General features: G+C 64.8%; 22 protein-coding genes. 14 read left to right on the top strand and 8 right to left on the bottom strand.

Translation table 11 applies throughout. The features are described from left to right. Positions 1–56: 56 nt before the first annotated feature. The gene (gene petA, locus IVB36_RS13450) at positions 57–587 is read right to left on the bottom strand and encodes a ubiquinol-cytochrome c reductase iron-sulfur subunit (RefSeq protein WP_026232845.1); all 531 of its coding nucleotides are present in this window, start codon (positions 585–587) and stop codon (positions 57–59) included. A gap of 278 nt (positions 588–865) precedes the next feature. Between petA and IVB36_RS13445 the strand changes: the two genes are divergently transcribed. The 6 genes from IVB36_RS13445 (at position 866) to IVB36_RS13420 (ending at position 4,593) form a co-directional block, all read left to right on the top strand. Beyond that, positions 866–1,324, top strand: coding sequence for a tRNA (cytidine(34)-2'-O)-methyltransferase (locus IVB36_RS13445; protein WP_018454940.1), 459 nt, complete (start codon positions 866–868; stop codon positions 1,322–1,324). Positions 1,325–1,352: 28 nt separating this feature from the next. Next, positions 1,353–1,985, top strand: a complete 633-nt coding sequence (gene queE, locus IVB36_RS13440; protein ID WP_247391667.1) for a 7-carboxy-7-deazaguanine synthase — start codon at positions 1,353–1,355, stop codon at positions 1,983–1,985. Between the two features lie 17 nt (positions 1,986–2,002). After that, positions 2,003–2,368, top strand: a complete 366-nt coding sequence (locus IVB36_RS13435) for a 6-carboxytetrahydropterin synthase (protein ID WP_247357255.1) — start codon at positions 2,003–2,005, stop codon at positions 2,366–2,368. Between the two features lie 4 nt (positions 2,369–2,372). After that, positions 2,373–3,272 carry an oxygen-dependent coproporphyrinogen oxidase gene (gene hemF, locus IVB36_RS13430; protein WP_231188796.1) on the top strand — a complete coding sequence of 300 codons (900 nt, stop codon included), beginning with the start codon at positions 2,373–2,375 and terminating at the stop codon, positions 3,270–3,272. Further along, the gene (locus IVB36_RS13425; RefSeq protein WP_247372676.1) at positions 3,269–4,015 is read left to right on the top strand and encodes an HAD family hydrolase; all 747 of its coding nucleotides are present in this window, start codon (positions 3,269–3,271) and stop codon (positions 4,013–4,015) included. Before hemF ends, IVB36_RS13425 begins: the two co-directional genes overlap by 4 nt. A 371-nt stretch (positions 4,016–4,386) precedes the next feature. After that, on the top strand, positions 4,387–4,593 hold the full coding sequence (locus IVB36_RS13420; protein ID WP_018454945.1) for a DUF2158 domain-containing protein: 207 nt from the start codon (positions 4,387–4,389) through the stop codon (positions 4,591–4,593). 112 nt (positions 4,594–4,705) lie between these two features. On the opposite strand, the gene IVB36_RS13415 is transcribed toward IVB36_RS13420, so the two are convergent. Next, positions 4,706–5,779, bottom strand: coding sequence for a TauD/TfdA family dioxygenase (locus IVB36_RS13415; RefSeq protein ID WP_247372674.1), 1,074 nt, complete (start codon positions 5,777–5,779; stop codon positions 4,706–4,708). Between the two features lie 391 nt (positions 5,780–6,170). Between IVB36_RS13415 and IVB36_RS13410 the strand changes: the two genes are divergently transcribed. Next, complete coding sequence (locus tag IVB36_RS13410; RefSeq protein WP_018454947.1) at positions 6,171–6,386, top strand: hypothetical protein; 216 nt, start codon at positions 6,171–6,173, stop codon at positions 6,384–6,386. Positions 6,387–6,485: 99 nt separating this feature from the next. Here IVB36_RS13410 and IVB36_RS13405 read toward each other — a convergent pair whose 3' ends face one another. Further along, positions 6,486–10,235, bottom strand: a complete 3,750-nt coding sequence (locus tag IVB36_RS13405; RefSeq protein ID WP_247372671.1) for a LuxR C-terminal-related transcriptional regulator — start codon at positions 10,233–10,235, stop codon at positions 6,486–6,488. Positions 10,236–10,276: 41 nt separating this feature from the next. On the opposite strand from IVB36_RS13405, the gene IVB36_RS13400 reads away from it, so the two are divergent. Next, a complete protein-coding gene (locus tag IVB36_RS13400; protein ID WP_231188813.1) occupies positions 10,277–10,696 on the top strand; it encodes a nuclear transport factor 2 family protein in 420 nt (139 codons plus the stop codon). A 50-nt stretch (positions 10,697–10,746) separates the two neighbouring features. Here the strand turns inward: IVB36_RS13400 and IVB36_RS13395 are convergent, their stop codons facing one another. Genes IVB36_RS13395 through IVB36_RS13375 form a run of 5 tightly spaced genes read right to left on the bottom strand, consistent with a single transcriptional unit; the run spans position 10,747 to position 14,316 of the window. Then, positions 10,747–11,514, bottom strand: a complete 768-nt coding sequence (locus IVB36_RS13395; RefSeq protein WP_247372668.1) for a sulfite exporter TauE/SafE family protein — start codon at positions 11,512–11,514, stop codon at positions 10,747–10,749. Then, a complete protein-coding gene (locus IVB36_RS13390; RefSeq protein ID WP_247372665.1) occupies positions 11,511–12,767 on the bottom strand; it encodes a CCA tRNA nucleotidyltransferase in 1,257 nt (418 codons plus the stop codon). The genes IVB36_RS13395 and IVB36_RS13390 overlap by 4 nt, the downstream gene beginning before the upstream one ends. 9 nt (positions 12,768–12,776) lie before the next feature. Further along, a complete protein-coding gene (locus tag IVB36_RS13385; protein ID WP_018454951.1) occupies positions 12,777–13,040 on the bottom strand; it encodes a DUF6111 family protein in 264 nt (87 codons plus the stop codon). After that, the gene (locus tag IVB36_RS13380) at positions 13,037–13,708 is read right to left on the bottom strand and encodes a CoA pyrophosphatase (protein WP_027568565.1); all 672 of its coding nucleotides are present in this window, start codon (positions 13,706–13,708) and stop codon (positions 13,037–13,039) included. The genes IVB36_RS13385 and IVB36_RS13380 overlap by 4 nt, the downstream gene beginning before the upstream one ends. Continuing rightward, a complete protein-coding gene (locus IVB36_RS13375) occupies positions 13,705–14,316 on the bottom strand; it encodes a DUF1285 domain-containing protein (protein ID WP_247372662.1) in 612 nt (203 codons plus the stop codon). Before IVB36_RS13375 ends, IVB36_RS13380 begins: the two co-directional genes overlap by 4 nt. Before the next feature lie 280 nt (positions 14,317–14,596). Between IVB36_RS13375 and IVB36_RS13370 the strand changes: the two genes are divergently transcribed. The 6 genes from IVB36_RS13370 to IVB36_RS13345 all read left to right on the top strand — a co-directional run bounded on the left by IVB36_RS13370 (position 14,597) and on the right by IVB36_RS13345 (position 23,355). After that, positions 14,597–15,595: a MoxR family ATPase gene (locus tag IVB36_RS13370; RefSeq protein ID WP_018454954.1), complete on the top strand. Its 999-nt coding sequence runs from the start codon at positions 14,597–14,599 to the stop codon at positions 15,593–15,595. Further along, a complete protein-coding gene (locus IVB36_RS13365) occupies positions 15,595–16,539 on the top strand; it encodes a DUF58 domain-containing protein (protein WP_018454955.1) in 945 nt (314 codons plus the stop codon). Before IVB36_RS13370 ends, IVB36_RS13365 begins: the two co-directional genes overlap by 1 nt. Next, positions 16,536–19,349 carry a DUF4159 domain-containing protein gene (locus IVB36_RS13360; RefSeq protein ID WP_085352650.1) on the top strand — a complete coding sequence of 938 codons (2,814 nt, stop codon included), beginning with the start codon at positions 16,536–16,538 and terminating at the stop codon, positions 19,347–19,349. The genes IVB36_RS13365 and IVB36_RS13360 overlap by 4 nt, the downstream gene beginning before the upstream one ends. A 7-nt stretch (positions 19,350–19,356) precedes the next feature. Further along, positions 19,357–21,420 (top strand): hypothetical protein, encoded by a 2,064-nt coding sequence (locus IVB36_RS13355; protein WP_085361318.1) that lies wholly within the window; start codon positions 19,357–19,359, stop codon positions 21,418–21,420. A gap of 262 nt (positions 21,421–21,682) precedes the next feature. Next, positions 21,683–22,729 (top strand): alpha/beta hydrolase, encoded by a 1,047-nt coding sequence (locus tag IVB36_RS13350; RefSeq protein WP_085352652.1) that lies wholly within the window; start codon positions 21,683–21,685, stop codon positions 22,727–22,729. A 221-nt stretch (positions 22,730–22,950) separates the two neighbouring features. After that, positions 22,951–23,355, top strand: coding sequence for a DUF2946 family protein (locus IVB36_RS13345; RefSeq protein ID WP_018454959.1), 405 nt, complete (start codon positions 22,951–22,953; stop codon positions 23,353–23,355). The last annotated feature ends 135 nt before the right edge of the window (positions 23,356–23,490 follow it).

Genomic DNA, 23,490 nt, shown 5'->3' with positions numbered 1-23,490 from the left:
ATCCTGAGGAAATAATACGACGAGACGGCGCGAAGCTTCGGACGAGGGCCCGAAGCTCAGCCGATCTGGATTTTGGTGTCCGAAACGAACTGGTACGGCGGCACCGGCAGGTTCGCGGGCGCGGGCCCCTGGCGGATGCGGCCGGACGAATCGTACTGCGAACCATGGCAGGGGCAGAAGAACCCGTCGTAATTGCCTTCATGGGCGATCGGGATGCAGCCGAGATGGGTGCATATGCCGATCACGACCAGCCATTGCTCATGGCCGGACTTGACCCGGGCCTCGTCGGACTGCGGATCGGGCAGGCTCGCCACGTTGACGGCGCGCGCCTCGTCGATCTGCTTCTTGGTGCGGTGGCTGATATAGATCGGCTTGCCGCGCCAGAACACCTTGATGTCCTGCCCCTCGGCAACCGGGCTGAGATCGACCTCGATCGGCGCACCAGCGGCGATGGTCGACGCATCAGGATTCATTTGGGAGATAAAGGGCCAGAGCGCGGCTGCGCCCCCTACTGCTGCAGCTGCCCCCGTTGCAACGAATAAGAAATCACGGCGTGTCGGATGGTCCGCCGAAGACGCTGTCGTCACGATTCCAACCCTTTCTTCTTATGCAGCCGGCGGAACCGCTCCGGGAGCCCCCAAGGTCCCCAGAACAGCCTGCCGGCGCCCGCGGCCCCCCGCGGCGGCAGAACTTCGCGTGCCCCCACCAAAACAAGGCGAAAACAGCAGTCCAGAATCGTTCTATTGGCACCCTTGCCGGGCGAGCGCAAGCCCGCTATCGGCGCGGGAGCGTGCAATGCACGAATTCCGCGGCTAGCGATGTTTTATTGAGACATTTCCGGCCCGCACCGAACCCGGCACCGCCCATGCAGATAGCGCTTTTCCAACCCGACATCCCCCAGAACACCGGCACGATTCTCAGGCTCTGCGCCTGTCTGGGCATGGCCGCCCATATCATCGAACCGGCGGGCTTCCCGGTCTCCGACCGGCATTTCCGCAGGGCGGGAATGGACTACCTCGATCAGGTCAGCATCGTCAGGCATGACTCCTGGTCAAAGTTCGAGCAATGGCGGGCGGCGCAAGGCGCTCGCCTGCTGCTGTTCACCACCAAGGGGGCGACCGACTACCGCGATTTCCGTTACCAGACGGCGGACATCCTGCTATTCGGGCGCGAGAGCGCCGGCGTCACCGAGGCGGTGGTCGAGGCGGCGGACGCGCGGCTGGTGATCCCGATCGCTCCGGGGCTGAGGTCGCTCAATGTCGCCATGACCGCGGCGATGGCCGCAGGCGAAGCGCTGCGGCAGCTCCGGAACCCGCAAGTTTAATATGTTGAGGTATGTTGAGGAGAGACGGTTGAGTTACGCGGTCAAGGAAATCTTCCTGACCTTGCAAGGCGAAGGCGCCCATGCCGGGCGCGCGTCCGTGTTTTGCCGTTTTGCCGGCTGCAACCTCTGGAGCGGGCGCGAGGCCGACCGTCAGGAGGCCACTTGCAAATTCTGCGACACCGATTTCGTCGGCAGCAACGGCACCCTCGGCGGTCGCTATGGCTCGGCCGCGGAACTCGCAGACACCATCGCCGCGCAATGGACAGCCTCCACCGAAGACCGCTATGTGGTGCTCACCGGCGGCGAGCCGCTGCTCCAGGTCGATACCGCGCTGGTCGACGCGCTCCATGCCCGCGGCTTCGAGATCGGCGTCGAGACCAACGGCACCATCGCCCCGCCCGAGGGGCTCGACTGGATCTGCGTCAGCCCAAAGGGCGGCAGCGATCTGGTGATCCGGCGCGGCCACGAGCTGAAGCTGGTCTATCCGCAACCGCTCGCCATGCCGGAGGCCTTCGCGGATCTCGCCTTCGAGCGCTTCTCACTGCAGCCGATGGACGGGCCCGAGGTCGCCCAAAACACCGCGGGCGCCATCGACTATTGCCTCAATCATCCGCAATGGCGGCTCAGCGTGCAGACGCATAAGTCGCTTGGTATCAGATAGGATTGGTTTTCGAACAGATGTGGGAATTGACGAAATCGTTTCGCTTCGAGGCGGCGCACTCATTGTCGGGAACGACGTTCGGCGCGGATAGCGAAGAGATCCACGGCCACTCCTTTCGCGCCGAGGTGACGCTGCGCGGCACGCCCGATCCCAAAACCGGCATGGTGGTCGATCTCGGCCTGGTCCAGCGCGCCATCGAGGATGTGCGCATGACGCTGGATCACAAGTACCTCAACAAGATCGAGGCGCTGGGCACACCGACGCTGGAAAACCTCTCGCGCTTCGTCTGGGAGCGGCTGGCTCCTATCGGCAAGCTCACCCGCGTCAGCATCCACCGCGACAGTTGCAACGAGAGCTGCACCTATTACGGTCCGCAGGGCTGACGAAATGACATCCACATTGGACCCGAGCTTGATCGAAGACCGCAAGACGCGCGCACGCGCCTGGTTCGAAGCCTTGCGCGACGACATCTGCGCGAGCTTCGAGCGGCTGGAGGACGATGCCCCCGAGAGCCTTTATCCCGGTGAGGCCGGCCGCTTCAAACGCACACCCTGGCAGCGCACCGATCATACCGGCGCGGCCGGCGGCGGCGGCGTGATGTCGATGATGTCAGGCCGCCTGTTCGAGAAGGTCGGCGTGCATTGCTCCACCGTGCACGGCGAATTCGCGCCAGAGTTTCGCGCGCAAATTCCGGGCGCGGCGGACGACCCGAAGTTCTGGGCCTCCGGCATCTCGCTGATTGCGCATCTGCGCAATCCGCACGTGCCGGCGGTGCACATGAACACGCGCTTCGTCGTCACCACCAAAGCCTGGTTCGGCGGCGGCGCCGATCTTACGCCGGTGCTCGACCGCCGGCGCACGCAGGACGATGCCGATAGCATCGCCTTCCACGCCGCAATGAAACAGGCCTGCACGCAGCCGAACGGCATCGCCGATTACGACAAGTACAAGAAGTGGTGCGACGAGTATTTCCACCTGCCGCACCGCAAAGAGGCGCGCGGCATCGGCGGCATCTTCTACGACTGGCACGACAGCGGCGACTGGGACGCCGACCTCGCCTTCACCCGGGACGTCGGTCGCGCTTTCCTGAAGGTCTATCCCGACATCGTGCGGCGCAATTTCGCGACAAGCTGGACCGCGGAGGATCGCGAGGAGCAATTGATCCGGCGCGGCCGCTATGTCGAGTTCAACCTGCTCTACGACCGCGGCACCATCTTCGGTCTCAAGACCGGCGGCAATGTGGATTCGATCCTGTCGTCGCTACCACCGGTGGTGAAGTGGCCATGACGACGATGAAGCCCGCGATGAGACCGCTCCCGCGCGCCATGCTAATCGACATGGACGACACCATCCTGTCGGCCTATGCGCGGCCCGAGATCGCCTGGAACACGATCACAGCGGAGTTCGCCGAGGAACTCGCGCCGCTGCCGCCGCAACTGGTCGCGAGCACCGTCCTGGCCTTCGCGAAGAATTTCTGGGCCAATGCGGACGCTTCGTGGCGGCTCAAGCTCGCCGAAGCCCGGCACCTCACCGTCAAGGGCGGTTTCACCGCGCTCGCGGCCGCCGGTCATCGCGCCCTGCCCGACGACCTCGCCATTCGTCTCGCCGACCGCTTCACCGTCTATCGCGAGGAGGAGATGTTCGTCTTCCCCGGCGCGCATGACGCCATCGACAGGCTCAAGGCGCTCGGCATCAAGCTCGCATTGGTGACCAACGGCGCCGCGGACACCCAGCGCGCCAAGGTCGAACGCTTCGAGCTGGCGCACCGCTTCCACCACATCCAGATCGAGGGCGAGCACGGTTTCGGCAAGCCCGAGGAGCGTGCCTATCTGCACGCGATGGAGGCGCTCGGCGTCACCGCAAGAGACACCTGGATGATCGGCGACAATCTGGAATGGGAAGTCGTGACGCCGCAGCGTCTCGGCATCTACTCGATCTGGATCGACGTGCATGGCGACGGCCTGCCCGAAGGCTCGATCGTCAAGCCCGACCGCATCATCCGCTCGCTGACAGAACTGGTGCCGGACTGACTGCAATCGGGGTGCGCAAACAAAAACGTCGAAAACAACCCCATGCACAGTAGACGGCCGCAGCAAAATCAAGGACTTGCGGCAAGCGCAAACTGCGGATCTGACGAAATCATTTGCGCCGTCGGGCAAAACAGGCGCATGGTGTCATGGTCGCGACGCACGGGACGGAAGAGCCCTTGTGCCATCCATCGAACAGGCACCATTGCCTCTCGTGATGGGATCGCTCCGGCCTAAAGCTCTCTGATCGACGTTTCAGCAGTCTGGCCGGCGGATGCGCGCTACCGCAACACATCCACTGACCGAGTAGCCCGTGATCGGCATGTCATGCCGGTTTGCTAGCTTCGCCGTCAATCAACCCGAAAGGACCATCCATGGAACTAAAAGCCGGCGATATCGTCATGCTGAAATCCGGCGGGCAGCCGCTCACCGTCGCGGACGTGAAGGGCGACGACGTGATCTGTCTCTGGATGGGCGCGGAGGGCGATCTGTTTCGCGAGACGCTCCCGCTTGCGGTGCTCGAGCACCTGGAAGAGCTCGACGACGAAGACGAGGATGAAGACGACGAAGACGAGGAGTAAGCGCGGCTGAGGCCGCGTCCTCATTAGGTCGGGGTGCTCGGCTCCGCCCAACTTGGTGTCCGCTCCTCTGTCCATATCGGCACGAGAGCGGACATCGCTGGATGCTCGAACGTCAATCCAACGGAACGTTCAAACTGGTCCCTTTGGTGATGATGCCGCCACGGTTACCGATCTCGATCGAGCCATAGCGCTGCTTGAAGCAATCGGGCAACGGCCGGTCGCCTTCCATGCTGAGCCAAAGGCGCAATAAATGACGCTTCTGGCCTGCATCGGGCCAATCGCGGAATCCGGTCCGGTCATGCAGCAAGGCATGATTGTAAACGAACTGCATGTCGCCCGGCTGAAGCCGCATGCCGAAATGCAGCGCGGGATCATTTGCGAGCGCGTCAAAAAGATCGAGCGCCTCGACGTGAGCCGGCGTCAGTCTCGGCGCATCGGGAAAGCGCTGCGCACTATCGATATATTGGCGCTGATAAAACCCGGTCAGGAACCCCGCATGCCAATTCAGCACCGGGATTTCAAGATATGGCTTTTCGTTCTCCGGCACCTCGCCTCGTCGGTCCGTCGCGATCGGATCAAACAAGAGAGCGGCAAGGTCGGGACGTCTGTCAAACATCTCGTTGTAGATTGTCGTCGTACTGACAAGGAGAGAATCCCCTCCCTCCCTCGCCTCGCGAATGCATAACAATCCAACCACGTCGGACGAATCCGTGTGGAATGTTTGCCGTTCCGAGGTTTGATAAATTCGGGTGTTCGGATCCTTCGCATCAGCGCCTGTGTCACGGACGTGACCGAGAATGTGGCCCGCTGCATTCTGAGACCGCGCCGATCCAAGATGGGCGCCCACTCCGCAAAAGATCGTAGCGGCAAACTCCTGACTGTATTTTGCCACTGGGAGGCCGCGGATCACTTCGAAGCCCAAGCCGACCAAAAGCCTTTTCTTGAGCTCTTCCAGATGCGCGCCGAAGTACGGAAGCGGAAAGCTTTCCTTCGTGATCTCGGCGATTTTTTTGTTGCTGCCAAGATATGTTTCAGCCGCGCCCTCGAGTTCGGCGATCTCGCCGGCAGCAAGTGATATCAACCATCGATCGGGATTGGCTTTCATCTCAGCGCCCTCCCAGGCGGACGGGATATCGACCTTCCCTGAAGGGCGATGGATCCCGCTGGGCACTGAGACCACATTCATGGTGTTGGTTCCTGAGGGAGATTGAACGTCAGACATCGGCGCGGACGATCGACGATATTGTGCCGACCGCTTGTTTGCAACTTGGCTGAGGCGCAGCCCTGAGCCGAGTGCATCGCCGCCGACAACGGGTGCGCTCGCTTGACGAGATCCGTTCCGGGCAGTTGGCGATCCGCTTCCGCCAAGGGGATCGGTTAACAAACATGGCCTCTCGTGCGATCGATCAAAGCCCGGGAAAAAATGGCATCAGCCGGAACGTTCGCGAAGCTGGCTGAGTTAAAAGCCATACGCGTCGCGCTGTGGTCATAGCCGCACCGCGCGCCCGATAAAGGCCCTGCACGAAGCGAAACCTACTCTGCGGCGTGCTTCGCAGCACGGCCGCGCGAGGATCGCGATGTACACGACGGCGATATACGATGAGCTGAGGCAGATCGAGCGCGACGTCGTCGAAGGAGAACGCCGGCTCGCCGAGCAGGAGGCGCTGATCATCGAAATGAAGCGCCAGAACGAGGACACAACCAAAGCTGAAGGCGAACTTGAACGGATGCGCATGGAGCAGCGAGGTCGCGATCAGGATCGGCAACGTCTGCTCTCACGGCTGCAACCCTGAACAACTGCTCCCCATCAGGCTGATCCGCCAAAGGCGTCGCGTTCCTGAGCCGTGGCTACGGTGACAGTTGCCATTTTCGGTCAATGACGATGCAGCGGTTCAGATCAGCAAATCATGATGCGCAGGTAGAATCGCTTGGTGCGGGCTGTTGGTGCCGTGATCGTCCGCGTGTCCGTTCAGTGCATGAGGGACGAGCTTGACGTTGAACCCGAGGCCTTCTTCCTGACCGGGCGGAACGTGCGCATCCAGCGGATGATTGAACTCTTTCAGTCCGACTATCTCGACGAAAGCAGAAGGAGCTACGCCGCTATCGAACCGGAATACCGGTCCCTGGTCTGCGCCGCCGGTTTCGAACGCAGCCTTGGCCGCGTGTGCGTCGTCTGCGATTGCTGCAGATTGCGCAGCGTGCTGCGAGTTACCGTGGTCCACGGTGGCTGGTTCTGCTGTCTTCACGGTCCCCGCAGCCTGCGAAGCCGAAGAGGGATGCTCGGCGCCATCGCCGGCGCCGTTGCCCGGTTTGCCTCCGTGTTCCGTCGATTCCGTGCTTGCCGCCTTTGCAGATCCTGGCTCCGAAGCGCGTTGCGAGTTGCCGTGGCCCGCGCTGGCGGGCGTTGCGGCGGCCGGATCGATCGCTGCTCCGTCCAGCGGGCTTGCAGCGGCTGAGTGCCCGGATTTTCCGTGTTCCGCGCCGTCTGGTTCTGCCGTTGTCGCTGGTGTTTGCGCGCCTTCGGAAGCCGAAGCGTGATGCTCGCCACCACGGTCGGCGGCGTTGCCCGCTTTGGAGCCAGCTCCAGTCGATTCGCTGGCTGCCGCCTTCGAAGATTCTGGTTCTGAAGCGTGCTGCGCATTGCCGTGACCCGTGCTGGCGGCCGTTGCGGCGCCCGGATCGATCTCGGTTGCGTCTGGTGCGTTTGCAGCGGTTGAGTGCCCGGATTTGCCGTGTTCCGCGCCGTCTGGTTCTGCCTTCTGCGCTGCCCCTCCCTGAGCCTCCGGGTCCTTATCGTGATGCTCGGCGCCATTGCCGACGCCGTTGCCGGGTTTGCCCCCATCTTCCGTCGACCCCGTGCTTGCCGCCTTTGCAGATCCTGGCTCCGATGCGTGCTGCGGGTTGCCGTGGCCTGCACCGGCGGCTATCGCGGCGCCCGGATCGATCTCGGCTGCGTCCGGTGCGTTTGAGGCGGCGGAGTGTCCGGATTTGCCGTGTTCCGCGCCGCCTGGGTCGGCCTTCTTCGCTGGCCCTCCCGGAGCTTCCGAAGCCGAAGCGTGATGCTCGGCGCCATTGCCGACGCCGTGGCCCGCTTTGGAGCCAGCTTCAGTCGATTCGTCGGCTGCCGCCTTTGCAGACCCCGGCTCCGAAGCGTGCTTCGAGTTGCCGTGACCCGCGTCGGCGGCCGTTGCGACGTCCGGATCGGTCTCGGCTGCGTCCGGTGCTTTTGCAGCATTTGAGTGCCCGGCTTTGCCGTGTTCCGCGCCGTCTGGTTCTGCGTTCTTCGCTGACCCTCCTGGAGCGTCCGAGGCCTTATCGTGATGCTCGGCGTCATGGCCGACGCCGTTGCCCGGTTTGGAGCCAGCTTCAGTCGATGGCTCCGAAGCGTGCTGCGAGTTGCCGTGCCCCGCGCTGTCGGCGGTTAGGACGCTGGGTTGGCCGATCTCGTTGGGCCCCGTCGACGAAACGCCGTTGCCCGCATTGATCGGACCATTGTTCGATGCGACATTTGCCGCTGCCGGGGCCGTCGCGCTATGAGCAAGCTCGATGGATGATGCGTGAGCCGACGCGGCAGACGCACCATCGCTCTCTTCCGTTGCATCCGCCGACGCGTCGCTGGAGCTTCTGAGCCTCGTCGACGTTCCCAAGCCGGTCCGGGCCTGCCCGAAATGGAAACCCGAGCCGTTGTTGGCCAGAAGGGCCCAGGCTCCAGCCGTCCCGAGCGTGCTCTCGCTCCCCTCGATACTGGTTTGGACATGATCCTTCGTCAGAGCGGCCTCATCGGTTGCGATCGCCGGTATCAGCGCGGCTTCGAGCTGCTCCAAGGTGGTCGCAACAGCCGCGCCATCTGGCTCGGAGCCGACATCCGCCTCCGCAACGGCCACGATCCCCTCGAGATGGATTTCCAGCAGGCCGCGATCGCCGATATCAAGGATATGATCGGTCGCATTCACATAGACGATCGTCTCGTTGCTTGCGGAGTCGTAGACCCAGGCGAGTGTATGTGGCGGTATAGACTTGGTTGCCGCCGTCATGTGCAGCCAGGCAAGCGCTCCGAAAGCCGCAAGATTGATCCTGCCCGGCCCAGATGCGAAATCGAACACGGCGTCGGAAGAGGTCGACTTGAACTGGTTAGACTCGGAGTCAATCGGGGAGCGATAAACAATTTTTTCAACGTCGCCGCCCCCGCCGACACCGGCATCGTGACCAGGGTCCGCGCCAACAAATTTATGGAGATTGTCACCCGCATCGCCCGGGCCCTTTTCGCCCAGAGCGCCTTCAGCGAGGTTGCCGTTTCCAGTGGTCACAGCGGCGAAAGACAGGCGGACATCGTGCGAAAGGAAACCCGGGGCTGAATTGTCGGCATGATTGGCGGCAGCATGGGTGATCGCGGCCAGTTTTGTGGTCGCACTCTCTTCAGTGACGGCCAGGATGCTGTCGATCGACGCTTGACGAAGGTCATGCGCGTGGGCGGCGAGATGGGGATCCTCCAGTGCGTAGATCAACGCACCGGTGAGAATAGCAAAGTTGCCATACCCTCCATGCATCGACATCGCATTGGAAAGAAGCCGCGGGAATTGATGTTCCGGGGCCGGGTCAACTCCGACCTGTATGTCGTTTGCTCCTCGCAGTAAGGGCACGGGAAGATCGGGCGCGCCCGATCCAGCAGGAGCGTGGTGCGTCCACGCTTTCGCGCCCCCGGATTGCTCGGCCGCGCGTAGCGCTTCCATTGCCGCCGCCGGGTTGGTGATTTGGGCGGCCTTGGCGAACAAGTCTCTCTGGGCCTGCGTGGGCGGCTCGCCGGATTCCCAGACGACGAGGTGCCGGAGAATCCCTTTTTTCCAGGGCTCGTACCCCGCGTGCTCGTCCACGTGGCCGACGCCGTTCTCATCCGGGAAGATGTCGTTCGCTTCCGACGCCTTGAGTTCGTCCGCAATTGCGAGCGCCAGAAATGCCAGGGAGAGCGCGGCCAGGCCGGAGGGCCGTTGCAGCAATGCGATGGTCGCGAGCACAGTTCTGTTGGTGATCTCAAGCTTCTGGAAAATATTGTACAGGTGGACCTTGACCGTCCCGTCGGAAACGTTGAGCTGACGCGCGATCTCCTTGTTCGACATTCCTTCCGCCACGAGTCGTGCGATTTGACGTTCCCGTTGCGTCAACAGCTCCAGCATCCCTTCGACTTTGCTATCGCCGTCCGCCTCCTTGCCGGGTGCGGAGAGATCGGACTTCTCCAGTGCCACGCCGCTCTTCGTCATCAGCCGCAGCGATCGCAGCATCGTGGCGGGAGAGGCATACTTCGAAATTGCGCTGCAGGCGCCGGCTGTGATGGCTGAAGTCAGATCGTGGTCGGTATCGGACTCGGTGAAGAACACCAGGCGCGTGGAGAGCTTCTCCGCCTTCACAATCGCGAGGATCTCGGAGACCGTCAGATCCGGCACCTTGTCGGCAAGAAGCGCGACGTCAGGTGTCAGCTTCCGAATTGCTTCGAGGCAGCTTGTCCGATCGCTGGACGATGCGACAACGTCGAAGTCCGGCTGCGTCCCGAGGACCGACCTCAGTCCCTGCAGAACGATCGGCTGTGGATCGACGATCACGAGCCGGATGGGCTTGAGTATCCCCTGCCTGGCGGACGTGTCCAACATCGACTTTGGCCCTCGGCCCGGTCCCCTATGTCGTTCGCCATATGGCCGTGCCCGGGTGGGATATTAAAATCAAAAAAGGCCTGGCGGTTCCAGAGCCTGACCCAGATTTGGACGCGATGCGAGTGAAAAATATGTCCTTTGACCCGATGGCCGTTGCGGTCGACTGGCTTGATGCCTATCGCGCGGGCGATATCGAAGCGATTTTGGAACTTCATGCCGAGGATGCCGTGGTCCACTGCGGCTGCGCCGGCGGCCAAACCATCACCGGCCGCGAAGCACTTCGTGCCTATTGGGTCGATCACCTCCGGAAATATCCGGCAGGCACGTTGGATGATCTCAATCCCTGGCGCAACGACGGCACCATTATCTCGTACCTCACCAGTGCTGGCGTCATGAGTGCACTTTTGGCATTTGACGCCGCCGGCAGGATCAAGGAACTGGACTGCAGTCCCTCACACTAGACCCGCGGCGTGAACCAAACTGGCAGCGGGACAGCGCCACATCCGATTGATTAGATGAGCTGCCTCGCCGCAGCCGAGATCATCACTACGCCGCCGGTGATCACCGCGACGTCGAGGATCGCGGTGTGGATGTGCACCGGCATCCGCTCGACGAAGGCTTTTGCCAGGAACGCGCCGGGGATTGCGATTGCTCCGATCAGCAGCGCAAAGGCGAGCACCTGTGCGGTCACGGCGCCGGCGAGGCCGAACACCGAGATCTTGATGAGGCCGGTGCCGAGCGAGATCATGGCATCGGTCGCGATCACGGCCGCGCCTTCCAGGCCCGCGGCCATCAGCAGCGACAGCAGGATCACGCCGGAGCCGGAGGTGCCGCCGACCAGCACGCCATAGCCGACCGAGCCGGCCGCAAGCCCAGTGTCGCCGATCTTGACCTGGCGGCGGCGGAGCACACGGCGCAGCGGCACGCTCAGGATCAGCATGGAGCCGATCACCAGCGCCGCGCCCGCATTGGTCAGCCGTGTGTAGCCGTAGGCACCAAGCGCTGTCGTCAGTGCCGCACAGGCCAGCACGATCAGCGCGCGGCGGCGATCGGCATAGCGGAGATAGGCGAGCGCGCGGCTGGAATTGGTGAAGATCGCGGAGATCGCGATGATCGGCACCACCGGTTCGGCGCCGACGAGAGGCACCAGCACCAGCGGCATCAAGGCGCCGGTGCCGTAGCCGGCGAGACCACCGATAATCGAAGCAAACAACGCCATCAACGCGACCAGCAGGAGCTGAAAGGTCGAGATGTCGGCGAAGCCTGAGACGATGGTCACGTTCTCTCATCGCGGCTGACGCGTGCCGCAGCTTGATCGGCGATGGAAGCGAGCGCGGCTTCCTCTAGGGGAAAATCCGCCGCAAGCCAAGCGTCCTCCGCGAGCGTCAACACATGTCCGAGCGAGGGTCCTTCCGCCATGCCGCGCGCGATGAAGTCGGCGGCGCGAAGCGGAAATTTCGGCGCAGTCCAGCGCTGCGGCAGCTCGGCGAGCGCACGCCATCGCGACGAGCCGACGTCACCGCCGGCTCTCGCCCAGCCCAGCAACACGCGATCGTGATAGCGATCCGCACCGAGCCGGTAGAGCAGCCGCCGCGCATCGGCTTCGCCCTTGGTGGCCAAGCGCCACCAGCGGTGCCCCATCGAATCCAGCGCCTTGGTTTCCGCATTGGAGAGCCTCAGGCGCGTGGCGACGCGCTTGGCGTCTTCAGTCACCGCGACCGTCAGCGCGGCGAGGCGCCGCGTGCTGCTTGCGGTGAGGCCGAGCTCGCGCTCGATCGCGATCATCGCCGAGAGCGGCCCGGTATAGGCGACGCCGCCGGTCAGCGCCTGCAGCAATCCGCCATCGGCCATCGCAAGCGCGGCGGCGGACGCGCCGGGAGCGACCAGAAGCTTCAGCGTCTCGATGCGCAGCCGCTCGGCCGAGAGGCTCGCGAGGCCGGCGCGTCCCCGGATGCAGGCGAGATAGCCGTCGCGGTCGGGATCGCCGGCGCCGAAGGCGGCGTGGATGCGGAAGAAGCGCAGGATGCGCAGGAAATCCTCGGCGATGCGCTGGTCGGGATCACCGATGAAGCGCACGTGCCGCGCGGCCGCATCCGCGATGCCTCCGACGTAATCGTGGACGACGCCGTCGGCATCGACCGAGAGCCCGTTCATCGTGAAGTCGCGGCGCTCGGCGTCCTTCACCCAGTCGCGGCCGAACGCGACCTTGGCCTTGCGGCCGAAGGTCTCGGTATCCTCGCGCAGCGTCGTGACTTCATACGGCTGGCTGTCGATGACGAGCGTGACGGTGCCGTGGTCGATGCCGGTCGGAACGGCCTTGATGCCGGCGCTCTTGGCGCGCCGTATCACCTCGTGCGGGAGCGCCGTGGTCGCGATGTCGATGTCACCGGGCACGAGGCCGAGCAGCGCGTTGCGCACGGCGCCGCCGACAACCCGCGCCTCCTCGCCATCCGCATTGAGCAATTGCAGGACGCGCGCGGTGCCGCCCGAAATCAGCCAGGGCGCATCGGCGAGCATGGGCACCGCGCTCATCGGCCGGCCCTATCTTTCCACGCCCGGCACGAGCTTGCCGTTCTCGACATGGGCGGGGACATAGGTCGAATCCGGTGCGGCGCCGGAGAAATGCGCAAAGCCGATCAGCCCGGCGATCACCAGCACGAGCGCCGCCAGCATGAGACGCGCGACGATGGTGATCGGCCAGGACGATTGCACGAACAGGCCGGAACGCGTGGCGGCCAGGAACAGCGCATAGACGGCAAAGGGAACGAGGAAGATTCCGATCTCGGTCAGGATCGGCCGAATCATGACGAATAGATCCGCTCATAGAGCACACGGAGCATGCCGGCCGTCGCGCCCCAGATGTAGCGTTCGGCAAACGGCATCGCGTAGTAGGACCGCTCCATGCCGCGGAATTCCTTGCTGTGCACCTGGTGGTTGGCCGGGTTCATCAGGAAGGATAGCGGCACTTCGAACGCATCATCAACCTCGGAATGGTTGATCGTCAGCTCAAAGCCCGGGCGCACCCTGGCCACCGTCGGCAGGATGCGGAAGCCGAAGCCGGTGCCGTAGAGATCGAGATAGCCGATCGGCTCGACGAAGTCGCGCGACAGCCCGACCTCCTCCTCGGCCTCGCGCAGCGCCGCATCGAGCGGCGAGCGGTCGGTTGCGTCGATCTTGCCGCCGGGGAATGCGATCTGGCCGGCATGGTCGTTCAGATGCGCCGAACGCTGCGTCAGCAGAATGGTCGGCTCGGGATGATCGACCACCGCGATCAAGACCGCCGCCGGCCGCACCGGCTGCTCGCGCGCGATGATCTCGAGCATCTTGTCGGTGCCGGGATCGCCCGAGGCCGGAATGATGTTGGGATCGTAGAGGCCGGGCGGAACGTCGAAGCCGAGCCGCGCGGCGGAGCGGGCGAAGAAATCCGCCGCACCGATCACGGCGGGATCGTTCCTGGAGATAGGCTTGTTCAAAGCGCGGCCCTCACCTGCTCCGCATCGGCCATGGCGAAGAACTCGCCGGCCGACTCGACACCGAACATCGGCTGGCCATCGACCATCCGCTCCTCACCCATGTCAACCAGATCGTAATAGAGCGCGCGGGTGACCTTGGCCCAGAGCTCGGCGCGGATATGCAGATAGGGCGTCAGCCCGCCGTCCTTGGCCTGCTCGAAGCGCAGCCGGTGCGACGCATCGCAGGTGACCCAGTCGTCGACATTGGTGCGGAAGCGGAGCACGCGATGGTTGGCATCGCCGTCCTTCTGCATCTCGACCGCCATGAACGGCGCGTCGTCGACGCGAATGCCGACCTTCTCCACCGGCGTGACGAGGAAATGCTTGTCGCCTTCGCGCTTGAGGATGGTCGAGAACAGGCGAACCAAGGCATGACGGCCGATTGGCGTCCCCAAATAGAACCAAGTACCATCTGACGCGATTCGAATGTCGAGATCGCCGCAAAACGGCGGATTCCACAAATGCACCGGAGGCAGGCCCTTTTTGGCGCCTTCGGCATCGGCAGCAGTTTTGGCAGCGGCAGTCAGCCCCTCAAGACCGCGATCGGCGCTCTGCCCTTGGTTCGCCATGGTTTGCCCTGACTTTGTCATTTGGCACGATCGGTCATTTGGCACGATTGGTGCAGGTTTACGTTGTATCCGGGTACTCGGTTCCACCCCGCATTCGTCCGGTGTGGAGGTCGCCACTTCGTGATGCCCTACATATCCCTAAGCCGATAAGGTGGGGATAGGTTAGTTCAACGAATACATGGCCTTCCTGCAAGTCTAGCATAGGGCCCACGTCTTGAGTTGAGGACGTGATGACATGACGACGCAAGCGAGCTGCATGGCAGGCTGAAGGAGCTAACGGATGGCGGAGAGTGTCGAGAAGCTCGAAGACGGGATAGTCCGTTCGGCCGAGCAGGTGTCGAGCCAGATTCGCGCGGCAAAGGATGCGATCGCGTCCGTCATCTTCGGCCAGGATCGCGTGATCGAGAACACGCTGGTCACCATCCTCTCCGGCGGCCATGCGCTGTTGATCGGTGTCCCCGGTCTGGCCAAGACCAAGCTGGTCGAGACGCTCGGCATCACCCTCGGCCTCGATGCCAAGCGCATCCAGTTCACGCCCGATCTGATGCCGTCGGACATTCTCGGCGCCGAAGTGCTGGACGAGAGCACCTCCGGCAAGCGTGCCTTCCGCTTCATCTCCGGCCCCGTGTTCGCGCAACTGCTGATGGCCGACGAGATCAACCGCGCCAGCCCGCGCACGCAGTCGGCGCTGCTGCAGGCGATGCAGGAGCAGCACATCACCGTTGCCGGCGCGCGTCACGATCTGCCGAAGCCGTTCCACGTGCTCGCCACGCAAAACCCGCTGGAGCAGGAAGGCACCTATCCGCTGCCTGAAGCCCAGCTCGACCGTTTCCTGATGGAGATCGACGTCGACTATCCCGACCGCGACGCCGAGCGCCGCATCCTGTTCGAGACCACCGGCGCCGACGAGACGCTGGCGAAGGGCTCGATGACACCTGATGCACTCATCACCGCGCAGCGACTGATCCGGCGCCTGCCGGTCGGCGATTCCGTGGTCGAGGCGATCCTGTCGCTGGTGCGCTCGGCCCGTCCGGGTCCGGACGGCGGCGACACCAGCAAGTTCATCGCCTGGGGACCGGGCCCGCGCGCCAGCCAATCGCTGATGCTCGCGGTGCGCGCTCGCGCGCTGATCGACGGCCGCCTCGCGCCCTCAATCGACGACGTGCTCGACCTCGCCGAGCCCGTGCTGAAGCACCGCATGGCGCTGACGTTCCAGGCGCGCGCCGAAGGCCGCACGATTCCGGACGTGATCCGGCAATTGAAGACACGGATCGGTTGATGGCGGCGGAGAACGGGCACACAGCAAAGGAGGTCATCGCGATCCGACGTGCCGATGGCGAAAGCCGCACGCTCGCCGCTTCGCTGCCGCGCCTGGTGCTCGAGGCCCGCCGTATCGCCGCCAACGTCATCCACGGCCTGCACGGTCGCCGTCGCGCCGGCTCCGGCGAAAATTTCTGGCAATACCGCCGTTTCGTCTCCGGCGAACCGTCGCAGAATGTCGACTGGCGGCGCTCGGCGCGCGACGATCTCCTCTATGTCCGCGAGCTCGAATGGGAAGCCTCGCATACGGTCTGGATCTGGCCCGATCGTTCGCCCTCGATGGCGTTCGCGTCAAAGCAGGCGCGTGAATCCAAGCTCGAGCGGACGCTGATCGTCGCCTTCGCGCTGGCCGAGCTGCTGGTCTCCGGCGGCGAGCGCGTCGGCATCCCCGGTTTGATGGCACCGACCGCCAGCCGCAGCGTCATCGACAAGATGGCGCAGGCGATGCTGCATGACGATGCCGACCGCTTGAGCCTGCCGCCCTCCTTTGTGCCCGCGGCGCTGGCCGAGACGATCGTGCTGTCGGACTTCTGGTCGCCGCTCTCCGAGATCAGGACCACGCTCGCCGGCCTGTCCGGCTCCGGCGCGCATGGCACGCTGGTGCAGGTCGTCGATCCCGCCGAGGAATCATTCCCCTATTCCGGCCGCGTCGAGTTCGTCGAGCCCGAGGGGTTCGGCGTGATCACCGCCGGCCGCGCCGAGAGCTGGGCGCAGGATTACACCGCCCGGCTCGCGCTGCACCGCGATCAGATCCGCGCCGAGACCAACAAGCTCGACTGGCTGTTCACGACGCATGCGACCGACCGCTCGGCCGCCGAGCTCTTGCTGTTCCTGCATGCCGGCATGCAGGTGAGCAAATCGGGCGCGCGCACCACAACGATCAAGGCGGGGCCGGCAGCATGATGGGACTGCCGCTCGCCTTCACCGAACCGCTGCTCCTGATCGGCCTCGTCAGCCTGCCGGTGCTGTGGTGGCTGTTGCGCGTGATGCCGCCGCGGCCGCGCCGGATCGAGTTTCCGCCGACGCGCCTGCTGTTCGACATCGCACCGCGCGAAGAGACCCCGTCGCGAACGCCGTGGTGGTTGACCGCATTGCGGCTGCTGGCTGCGGCACTGGTCATTTTCGCCGCCGCCGGTCCGATCTGGAATCCGCAAACAGGCGCGGCCGCCAGCAAGGCGCCGCTGATGATCATGTTCGACGACGGCTGGAGCGCGGCCTCGAACTGGGACATCCGGATCAGGGCCGCCGACGAATTGATCGCCAGTGCCGAGAACGACCGCCGTGCGATCGCGCTGGTGCCGCTGTCCGAGCCGAACCGCGATATCACATTGATGCCGGCGGGCGCCGCGCGCGTCGCGCTGCGGCAGCTGACGCCAAAGCCGTATTCGATCGAACGCGTCGAGACCCTGACCGCAATCGATCGCTTCCTGAAAGCAACCGGCGACTGCGAGATCGCCTGGCTCTCCGACAGCGTCGACACCGGTCGCGGCGAGGAATTCGTGACTGGCCTCGGCAAGACCATCGGCGATCGCAGCCTGACCGTGTTCGAAGGCGGCACCTCCGCGGCTCTGGCGCTGGTCGCGGCAGAGAATGCCGCAGCCAGGATGACGGTGAAGGTGCTGCGCACCGACAGCGGCATCGCCATCGGCACCGTGCGCGCGCTGGACCAGAAGGCCTCGCCGATCGGCGAGGCGCGTTATTCGTTCGGCCCGCAGGACAAGGAAACCGAAGCGTCGTTCGATCTGCCGGTCGAGCTGCGCAACGACATCACGCGGCTGGAAATTGCCGGTGAGCGCTCCGCCGGCGCAGTGCAGCTGCTCGACAAGCGCTGGCGCCGCCGCGCCATCGGCATCGTCTCGGGCTCGACCAGCGAGACCGCGCAGCCGCTGCTGGCGCCGACCTTCTATCTCACCCGTGCGCTGGCGCCGTTCGCCGACGTGCGGCTTGCCGACAAGGGCTCGCCGCAGCAGGGCATCACGCAGTTCCTCGATCAGAAGCTGCCGATGATCATCCTTGCCGATGTCGGCACCATCGCCCCTGAAATCCGCGAGCGTCTCAATGCCTGGATCGACCAGGGCGGCGTGCTGGTGCGGTTCGCCGGTCCGCGGCTGGCGCAGGCCGAGGACGATCTCGTCCCGGTCAAGCTGCGCAAGGGCGGCCGGACGCTCGGCGGCAGCCTGACCTGGGAAAAGCCCCAACATCTTGCCTCCTTTGCCGCCGATGGTCCGTTTGCCGGCGTCGTGGTCCCCAAGGACGTCACCATAAGCCGCCAGGTGCTGGCCGAGCCCGACGCCGTGCTCGCCACCAAAAGCTGGGCGTCGCTGGAAGACGGCACGCCGCTGGTAACAGGCGAGCATCGCGGCAAGGGCGTCGTCAGCCTGTTCCACGTCAGCGCCGACATGCGCTGGTCGGATCTGCCGATGTCGGGCACCTTCGTCGAAATCCTGCGGCGTGTCGTCGACATGTCCGGCTATACCGCGAAGCCGGGTCCAGGCGTTGCCACCGAGGCGACCGCCGAAACGGTGGCGCCGTTGCACATCCTCGATGGCTTTGGCGCGTTCGGTCCGCCGCCGGCTGCCGCAAAGCCGCTGCCCGCGGATTATCGCGACCGCGCCACACCCGATCATCCGCCGGGCTTCTATGGTCCGGCAGAAGGACCGCTCGCCGTGAACACGCTTGCCAGCGCCGACCGTATCGCAGCCCTGAACACCACGAGCCTGCGCGCCCGGCATGCCACCTACACCAACGCCGAGCCGCAGGACTTGCGCGGTTGGCTGCTATCGACGGCGCTCGCGCTGTTCCTGATCGACGCCATCATCGTCGCGGTACTCGGCGGCGGCCTTGCCGCGCTGGTGCGCCGCCGCGCCGCGCCCGCGATGATCGTCTTTGGGCTGGTGCTCGCAGGTCTCGCCTCGTTCGTGCCGACGCCGTCGCATGCGGACAGCGCGTCCGACGAGTTCGCGATGAAGGCGGTGTCGCAGACCCGCCTCGCTTATGTCGTGACCGGCAATGCCGACGTCGATTCCATCGTCAGGGCCGGGCTATCCGGACTGACGCTGTTCCTGGCGCAGCGCACCGCGCTTGAGGCCGGCGATCCCGTCGGCATCGACCCGGCGCGCGACGAACTCGCTTTCTTCCCGCTGATCTACTGGCCGATCGTGCCGGGCGCGCCCAAGCCGTCGCGGGACGCCATCAACAAGATCGACGCCTATATGAAGCAGGGCGGCACCGTGCTGTTCGACACCCGCGACGCGGTCGAAGCGCCACCCGGCGCGAACGGCGCCGCGCAGACCCCGGCCATGCAGACGCTCCGCGAGATCCTGTCCTCGCTCGACGTGCCCGAGCTGGAGCCGGTGCCGCGGGAGCACGTGCTGACCAAGACCTTCTATCTGTTGCGCGACTTCCCCGGCCGCTTCAGCACCGGCCAGACCTGGGTCGAGACCTTGCCGCGCGAAGACGACGAGGACAGCGCGCAGCGGCCGGCACGCGGCGGCGACGGCGTCTCGCCGATCATCATCACCTCGAACGACCTGGCCGGCGCCTGGGCCGTGCGGCCCGACGGCCAGTCCATGCTGCCGGTGATCGGCGGCGACCCCCGCCAGCGCGAATTCGCCTACCGCGCCGGCGCCAACATCGTGATGTACACGCTGACGGGCAACTACAAGGCCGACCAGGTGCACGCACCGGCCCTGATCGAACGGCTGGGGCAGTAGGATCGATATGAATTACGGCATCGCATTCACGCCGCTTGTTCCCACGATCGTGCTGTGGCTCGCGCTGGCCGCGATCGTCGTCATCGCGCTGGTGCTGCTGCTGGCGCGGGCGCGCGGCGCTGCCGTGCGCGTGGCCGCGCTGGCGCTGTTCCTGCTGGCGCTCGCCAATCCCTCCTTTACCCGCGAGGACCGCGATCCCCTTACCTCGGTCGCCGCAATCGTCGTCGACAAGAGCCCGAGCCAGAATTTCGGCAACCGCAATCGCGAGGCTGCGACGGCGCAGGAAGCGCTGGTCGACAGCCTGAAGAAGATCAAGGGGCTCGAGGTCCGCGTCGTCGATGCCGGACAGGCTGACGGCGAGACCGACGGCACCAAGCTGTTCGGGGCGCTGGCCTCGGCCTTGTCGGACGTGCCGGTCGACCGCGTCGCCGGTGCGTTCCTGATCACCGACGGCCGCGTCCACGACATTCCGGCCAACGCCGCCGGGCTCGGCTTCCAGGCGCCGGTGCACGCGCTGATCACGGGGCAGAAGGACGAGCGCGACCGCCGTATTGCGGTCATCGCCGCGCCGCGCTTCGGCATCGTCGGGCAGCCCCAGACTATCACCTACCGCCTCGACGACCAGGGCGTCAGCGGCGAGCGCGCCAAGGTCACCGTCCGCAGGGACGGCGAGGTCATCAACGAGCGCACGCTTTCGAGCGGCCAGGCCGCAAGCGTCGACGTCGACATTAAGCATTCCGGGCCGAACATCGTCGAGATCGAGGCCTCGCCGCTCGAGCGGGAATTGACGCCGGTGAACAACCGCGCCGTTGTCGCCATCGACGGTGTGCGCGACAAGCTGCGCGTGCTGCTGGTCTCAGGCGAGCCGCATTCCGGCGAGCGCACCTGGCGCAATCTGCTCAAGTCCGATGCCAGCGTCGATCTCGTCCACTTCACCATTCTGCGGCCGCCGGAGAAGCAGGACGGCACACCGATCAATGAATTGTCGCTGATCGCGTTTCCGACCCGCGAGCTGTTCCAGCAGAAGATCAACGAATTCCAGCTGATCATCTTTGACCGCTATGCCCGCCAAGGCGTGCTGCCGATCGCCTATTTCGACAACATCGCACGCTACGTGCGTTCCGGCGGCGCGGTGCTGGTCTCGGCCGGCCCCGACTACGCGTCCAACACCAGCATCTGGCGCACGCCGCTGGATTCGGTGCTGCCGGCCGAACCGGTCGGGGTGACGGAAAAACCGTTCTACGCCCATCTGTCCGACGTCGGCAAACGCCATCCCGTCACGCGTGGCCTCGAGGGCTCCGCCTCCGAGCCGCCGCGCTGGAGCCGGTTCTTCCGCACCGTCGATACCCGCAATGCGGTCAACCCGCCGGTCATGACGGGCGTCGACGGCAAGCCGCTGCTGTTCCTGTCGCGTTTCGGCGAGGGCCGCGTCGCACTTCTGCTCTCCGACCACATCTGGCTGTGGGCGCGCGGCTATGAAGGTGGCGGCCCGCATCTCGATCTGTTGCGGCGGATGTCGCACTGGCTGATGAAGCAACCTGATCTGGACGAGGAAGCGTTGCGCCTGCAGGTGCAGGGCAAGAATCTCGTGGTGGTGCGCCAGACCATGGCGGACAGCGTTCAGCCGGTGAGTGTGACCTCGCCGTCGGGCGTGTCGCGCGACCTGACGCTTGCAGCGGGCGATCCCGGCGAATGGCGCGCCAGCCTGCCGGCGAGCGAGCTCGGCCTGTGGCAGGCCACCGACGGCACGCTGAAGGCGCTGATCAATGTCGGCCCGACCAATCCGAAGGAGTTTTCGGAAGTCACCTCCACCACCGAGACGTTGAAGCCGCTGACCCAGGCGACCGGCGGTGACGCCGTGCGCGTGGTCGACGGCGCCAGCGTCGAGCTGCCGCGCATCCTGCCGGTCCGCTCGGCGAGCGTCTTCCATGGCGACGGCTGGATGGGCGTGCGGATGCGCGACGCCAGCGTGGTGAAGGGCGTCGGCGTGCTGCCGATCTTCGCTGGCGTGATCGGGTTGCTGCTGCTGCTCGGAGCATTCGCCGCGACCTGGCTGCGCGAAGGGCGGTAGGCGGCTTACTCGCCTCCGTTCGCTTCCCCTTAGTCAGATAAAATCCCCATCCTCCCTTCTTCGCCGGAAGCTCCATAGCACCTTCGCCCCCGAACTCGGTCGAATGTAGCGCGTTGTGAAATCTGGGGCCGGTTCTTCCTCGGCGCTGGGCAGGCGCGTCCCTGTCCAGGCATCGCTCCCCGCGGACAAGAGCAGTTCTCGACGGAGCCTTCGCAGCACCCAAACCGCGCGAGCGCTCAGTGAGAAGCGGAGTTACTCGACCATGACAGACCGACTTCAACCGATCAGTTCTGAAGCCGAACTATCGCTCGACCAGCGCACGTTCAGCTCGCCTCGTCAGACAACGCGCTATATCGAGTGCGGGCCGGCCGACGGACCGTTGATGATCTTCGTCCATGGCTGGCCGAGCATCAGTTTGATGTGGCGCGCGCAGATGGAAGCGTTTGCCGCCGACGGTTGGCACTGCGTCGCTCCCGATCTGCGCGGCTACGGCGGCTCTTCCACGCCCGCAGCCAACGACGCCTATACCATCGAGGAAATCGTGACGGACATGGCCGAACTCCATGATGACTTGGGCGGCAAGCCTGCGATCTGGGTTGGCCACGACTGGGGCTGTGTTGTGGTCGGTGAGTTGGTCGCGCATCAGCCAAAGCGCAGCCGCGGAGTCGTGCTGACCTCGCTGGCGTATCAACCCGACGGGCACGCCCTGCGCACAGTCGTCCCGCTGGTCGACCGGACGATTTATCCGGTCGACCAATATCCGGATGGCCAATGGGATTACTACCGTTACTACAACACGCACTTCGAGGCGGCAGTCGCCGACCTCGATGCAGACTTGGCAGCATCGCTGGCGTCGATCTTTCGGCCAGGCGACCCCGCCGGCATCGGCAAGGTTTCGCCGAATGCGATGGTCACGCGCAATGGAGGGCGCTTTGGCGCCGCGCACCGCGCTCCGCCGACTGAGCCCGATTCGGCTCTCTGGCCGCCGGCGGACTTCGACGTGCTGGTGCAGACGTTCAAGGCTCATGGCTTCCGCCCATCCTGCGCGTGGTACATGAACGACGACGCCAACATCGCCTATGCGCGCAAGGCACTCAATGGCGGCCGCCTGTCGCAGCCGGTGCTGTTCGTTAACGGCGACTTTGATCAGATCTGCAGCATCACCGGAAATCGCCAAGGTGACCCGATGCGCGCCACCTGCCCGGACCTGACCGTAACGAGCATGCCCGCAGGGCATTGGCTGCCGCTGGAGCGCAAGGCAGAACACATCGAGGCCATCCGCACCTGGCTCCGGAGCAAAAAGCTCTGATGCCACCTGCTCGCGCTGACACTGAGTCCAATCGCCGTCCGCGTAAGCCGTTTGACAGGTCCTCAGCCTAGGCTTTCAGTTGCCTGCACGACACGGCAAGGAGCCGGCCCGCTCGGGTCGGCTCGACAGCGGTTGACATCCGCTGACGGATTGCGCGATGTTACATTATAACATCGCGGGATCAGGGGATGATACCTCGCGATGTGGGGTGGCGTTTCCAGATGAAGTGGTTCCGGTCGAATATCAGGCACGGCGCCCGGCTCGCGATCTTCGCGATGCTGGTGCAGTTCGCGCTGACGTTCGGCCACAGCCATTGGTTCGCCCAGGCGGCTCCCCTCGCCCAGTCCTCGCTGCAGCAGACCGACGGCGCCCAAGCTCCCGCTTCGATCGACCGTTCCGCGGTCGAGAGGCAATCGCCATTGGCTCCTGACAGGGAGCAACCGGGCGAGGACAATTGCGCGATCTGCGCATTGGTCGCGATGGCGGGCACCGTCTTGTTCGCGGCGCCGCCTGTGTTGCTGCTGCCGCAGGCGATCGACCTGCTCTACCGCACCACCGACGCCGAATTCGTCCACCTGAAATCGGCCGGTACGGCATTCCAGCCCCGCGCCCCTCCCGCGTCCTGACTTCCACAACGCTTGATCACGCCCGGGCTCGCCGCTTTCAGGCGCATTCCCGGGAGCAGCTGAAGTCGAATTCCGTCGCGCAGCGACGGCAGGCCGCCTCCGATCAGCAGACGAACATGCGGACGGCGCCTGACT

It is taken from the genome of Bradyrhizobium sp. 35, assembly GCF_023073215.1.
In the GTDB taxonomy this organism is placed as follows: domain Bacteria; phylum Pseudomonadota; class Alphaproteobacteria; order Rhizobiales; family Xanthobacteraceae; genus Bradyrhizobium; species Bradyrhizobium canariense_D.
Note: the sequence above shows the minus strand (reverse complement) of the source record. Positions and strands in the feature narration are given on the sequence as shown.

Coding starts and splice junctions, on each gene's coding strand:
- IVB36_RS13445 (WP_018454940.1), top strand. CDS start 866: ATGCAGATAGCGCTTTTCCAACCCGACATCCCCCAGAACACCGGCACG.
- IVB36_RS13435 (WP_247357255.1), top strand. CDS start 2,003: ATGTGGGAATTGACGAAATCGTTTCGCTTCGAGGCGGCGCACTCATTG.
- hemF (WP_231188796.1), top strand. CDS start 2,373: ATGACATCCACATTGGACCCGAGCTTGATCGAAGACCGCAAGACGCGC.
- IVB36_RS13425 (WP_247372676.1), top strand. CDS start 3,269: ATGACGACGATGAAGCCCGCGATGAGACCGCTCCCGCGCGCCATGCTA.
- IVB36_RS13420 (WP_018454945.1), top strand. CDS start 4,387: ATGGAACTAAAAGCCGGCGATATCGTCATGCTGAAATCCGGCGGGCAG.
- IVB36_RS13415 (WP_247372674.1), bottom strand. CDS start 5,779: ATGAATGTGGTCTCAGTGCCCAGCGGGATCCATCGCCCTTCAGGGAAG.
- IVB36_RS13410 (WP_018454947.1), top strand. CDS start 6,171: ATGTACACGACGGCGATATACGATGAGCTGAGGCAGATCGAGCGCGAC.
- IVB36_RS13405 (WP_247372671.1), bottom strand. CDS start 10,235: ATGTTGGACACGTCCGCCAGGCAGGGGATACTCAAGCCCATCCGGCTC.
- IVB36_RS13400 (WP_231188813.1), top strand. CDS start 10,277: ATGGCCGTGCCCGGGTGGGATATTAAAATCAAAAAAGGCCTGGCGGTT.
- IVB36_RS13390 (WP_247372665.1), bottom strand. CDS start 12,767: ATGAGCGCGGTGCCCATGCTCGCCGATGCGCCCTGGCTGATTTCGGGC.
- IVB36_RS13385 (WP_018454951.1), bottom strand. CDS start 13,040: ATGATTCGGCCGATCCTGACCGAGATCGGAATCTTCCTCGTTCCCTTT.
- IVB36_RS13375 (WP_247372662.1), bottom strand. CDS start 14,316: ATGGCGAACCAAGGGCAGAGCGCCGATCGCGGTCTTGAGGGGCTGACT.
- IVB36_RS13370 (WP_018454954.1), top strand. CDS start 14,597: ATGGCGGAGAGTGTCGAGAAGCTCGAAGACGGGATAGTCCGTTCGGCC.
- IVB36_RS13365 (WP_018454955.1), top strand. CDS start 15,595: ATGGCGGCGGAGAACGGGCACACAGCAAAGGAGGTCATCGCGATCCGA.
- IVB36_RS13360 (WP_085352650.1), top strand. CDS start 16,536: ATGATGGGACTGCCGCTCGCCTTCACCGAACCGCTGCTCCTGATCGGC.
- IVB36_RS13355 (WP_085361318.1), top strand. CDS start 19,357: ATGAATTACGGCATCGCATTCACGCCGCTTGTTCCCACGATCGTGCTG.
- IVB36_RS13350 (WP_085352652.1), top strand. CDS start 21,683: ATGACAGACCGACTTCAACCGATCAGTTCTGAAGCCGAACTATCGCTC.
- IVB36_RS13345 (WP_018454959.1), top strand. CDS start 22,951: ATGAAGTGGTTCCGGTCGAATATCAGGCACGGCGCCCGGCTCGCGATC.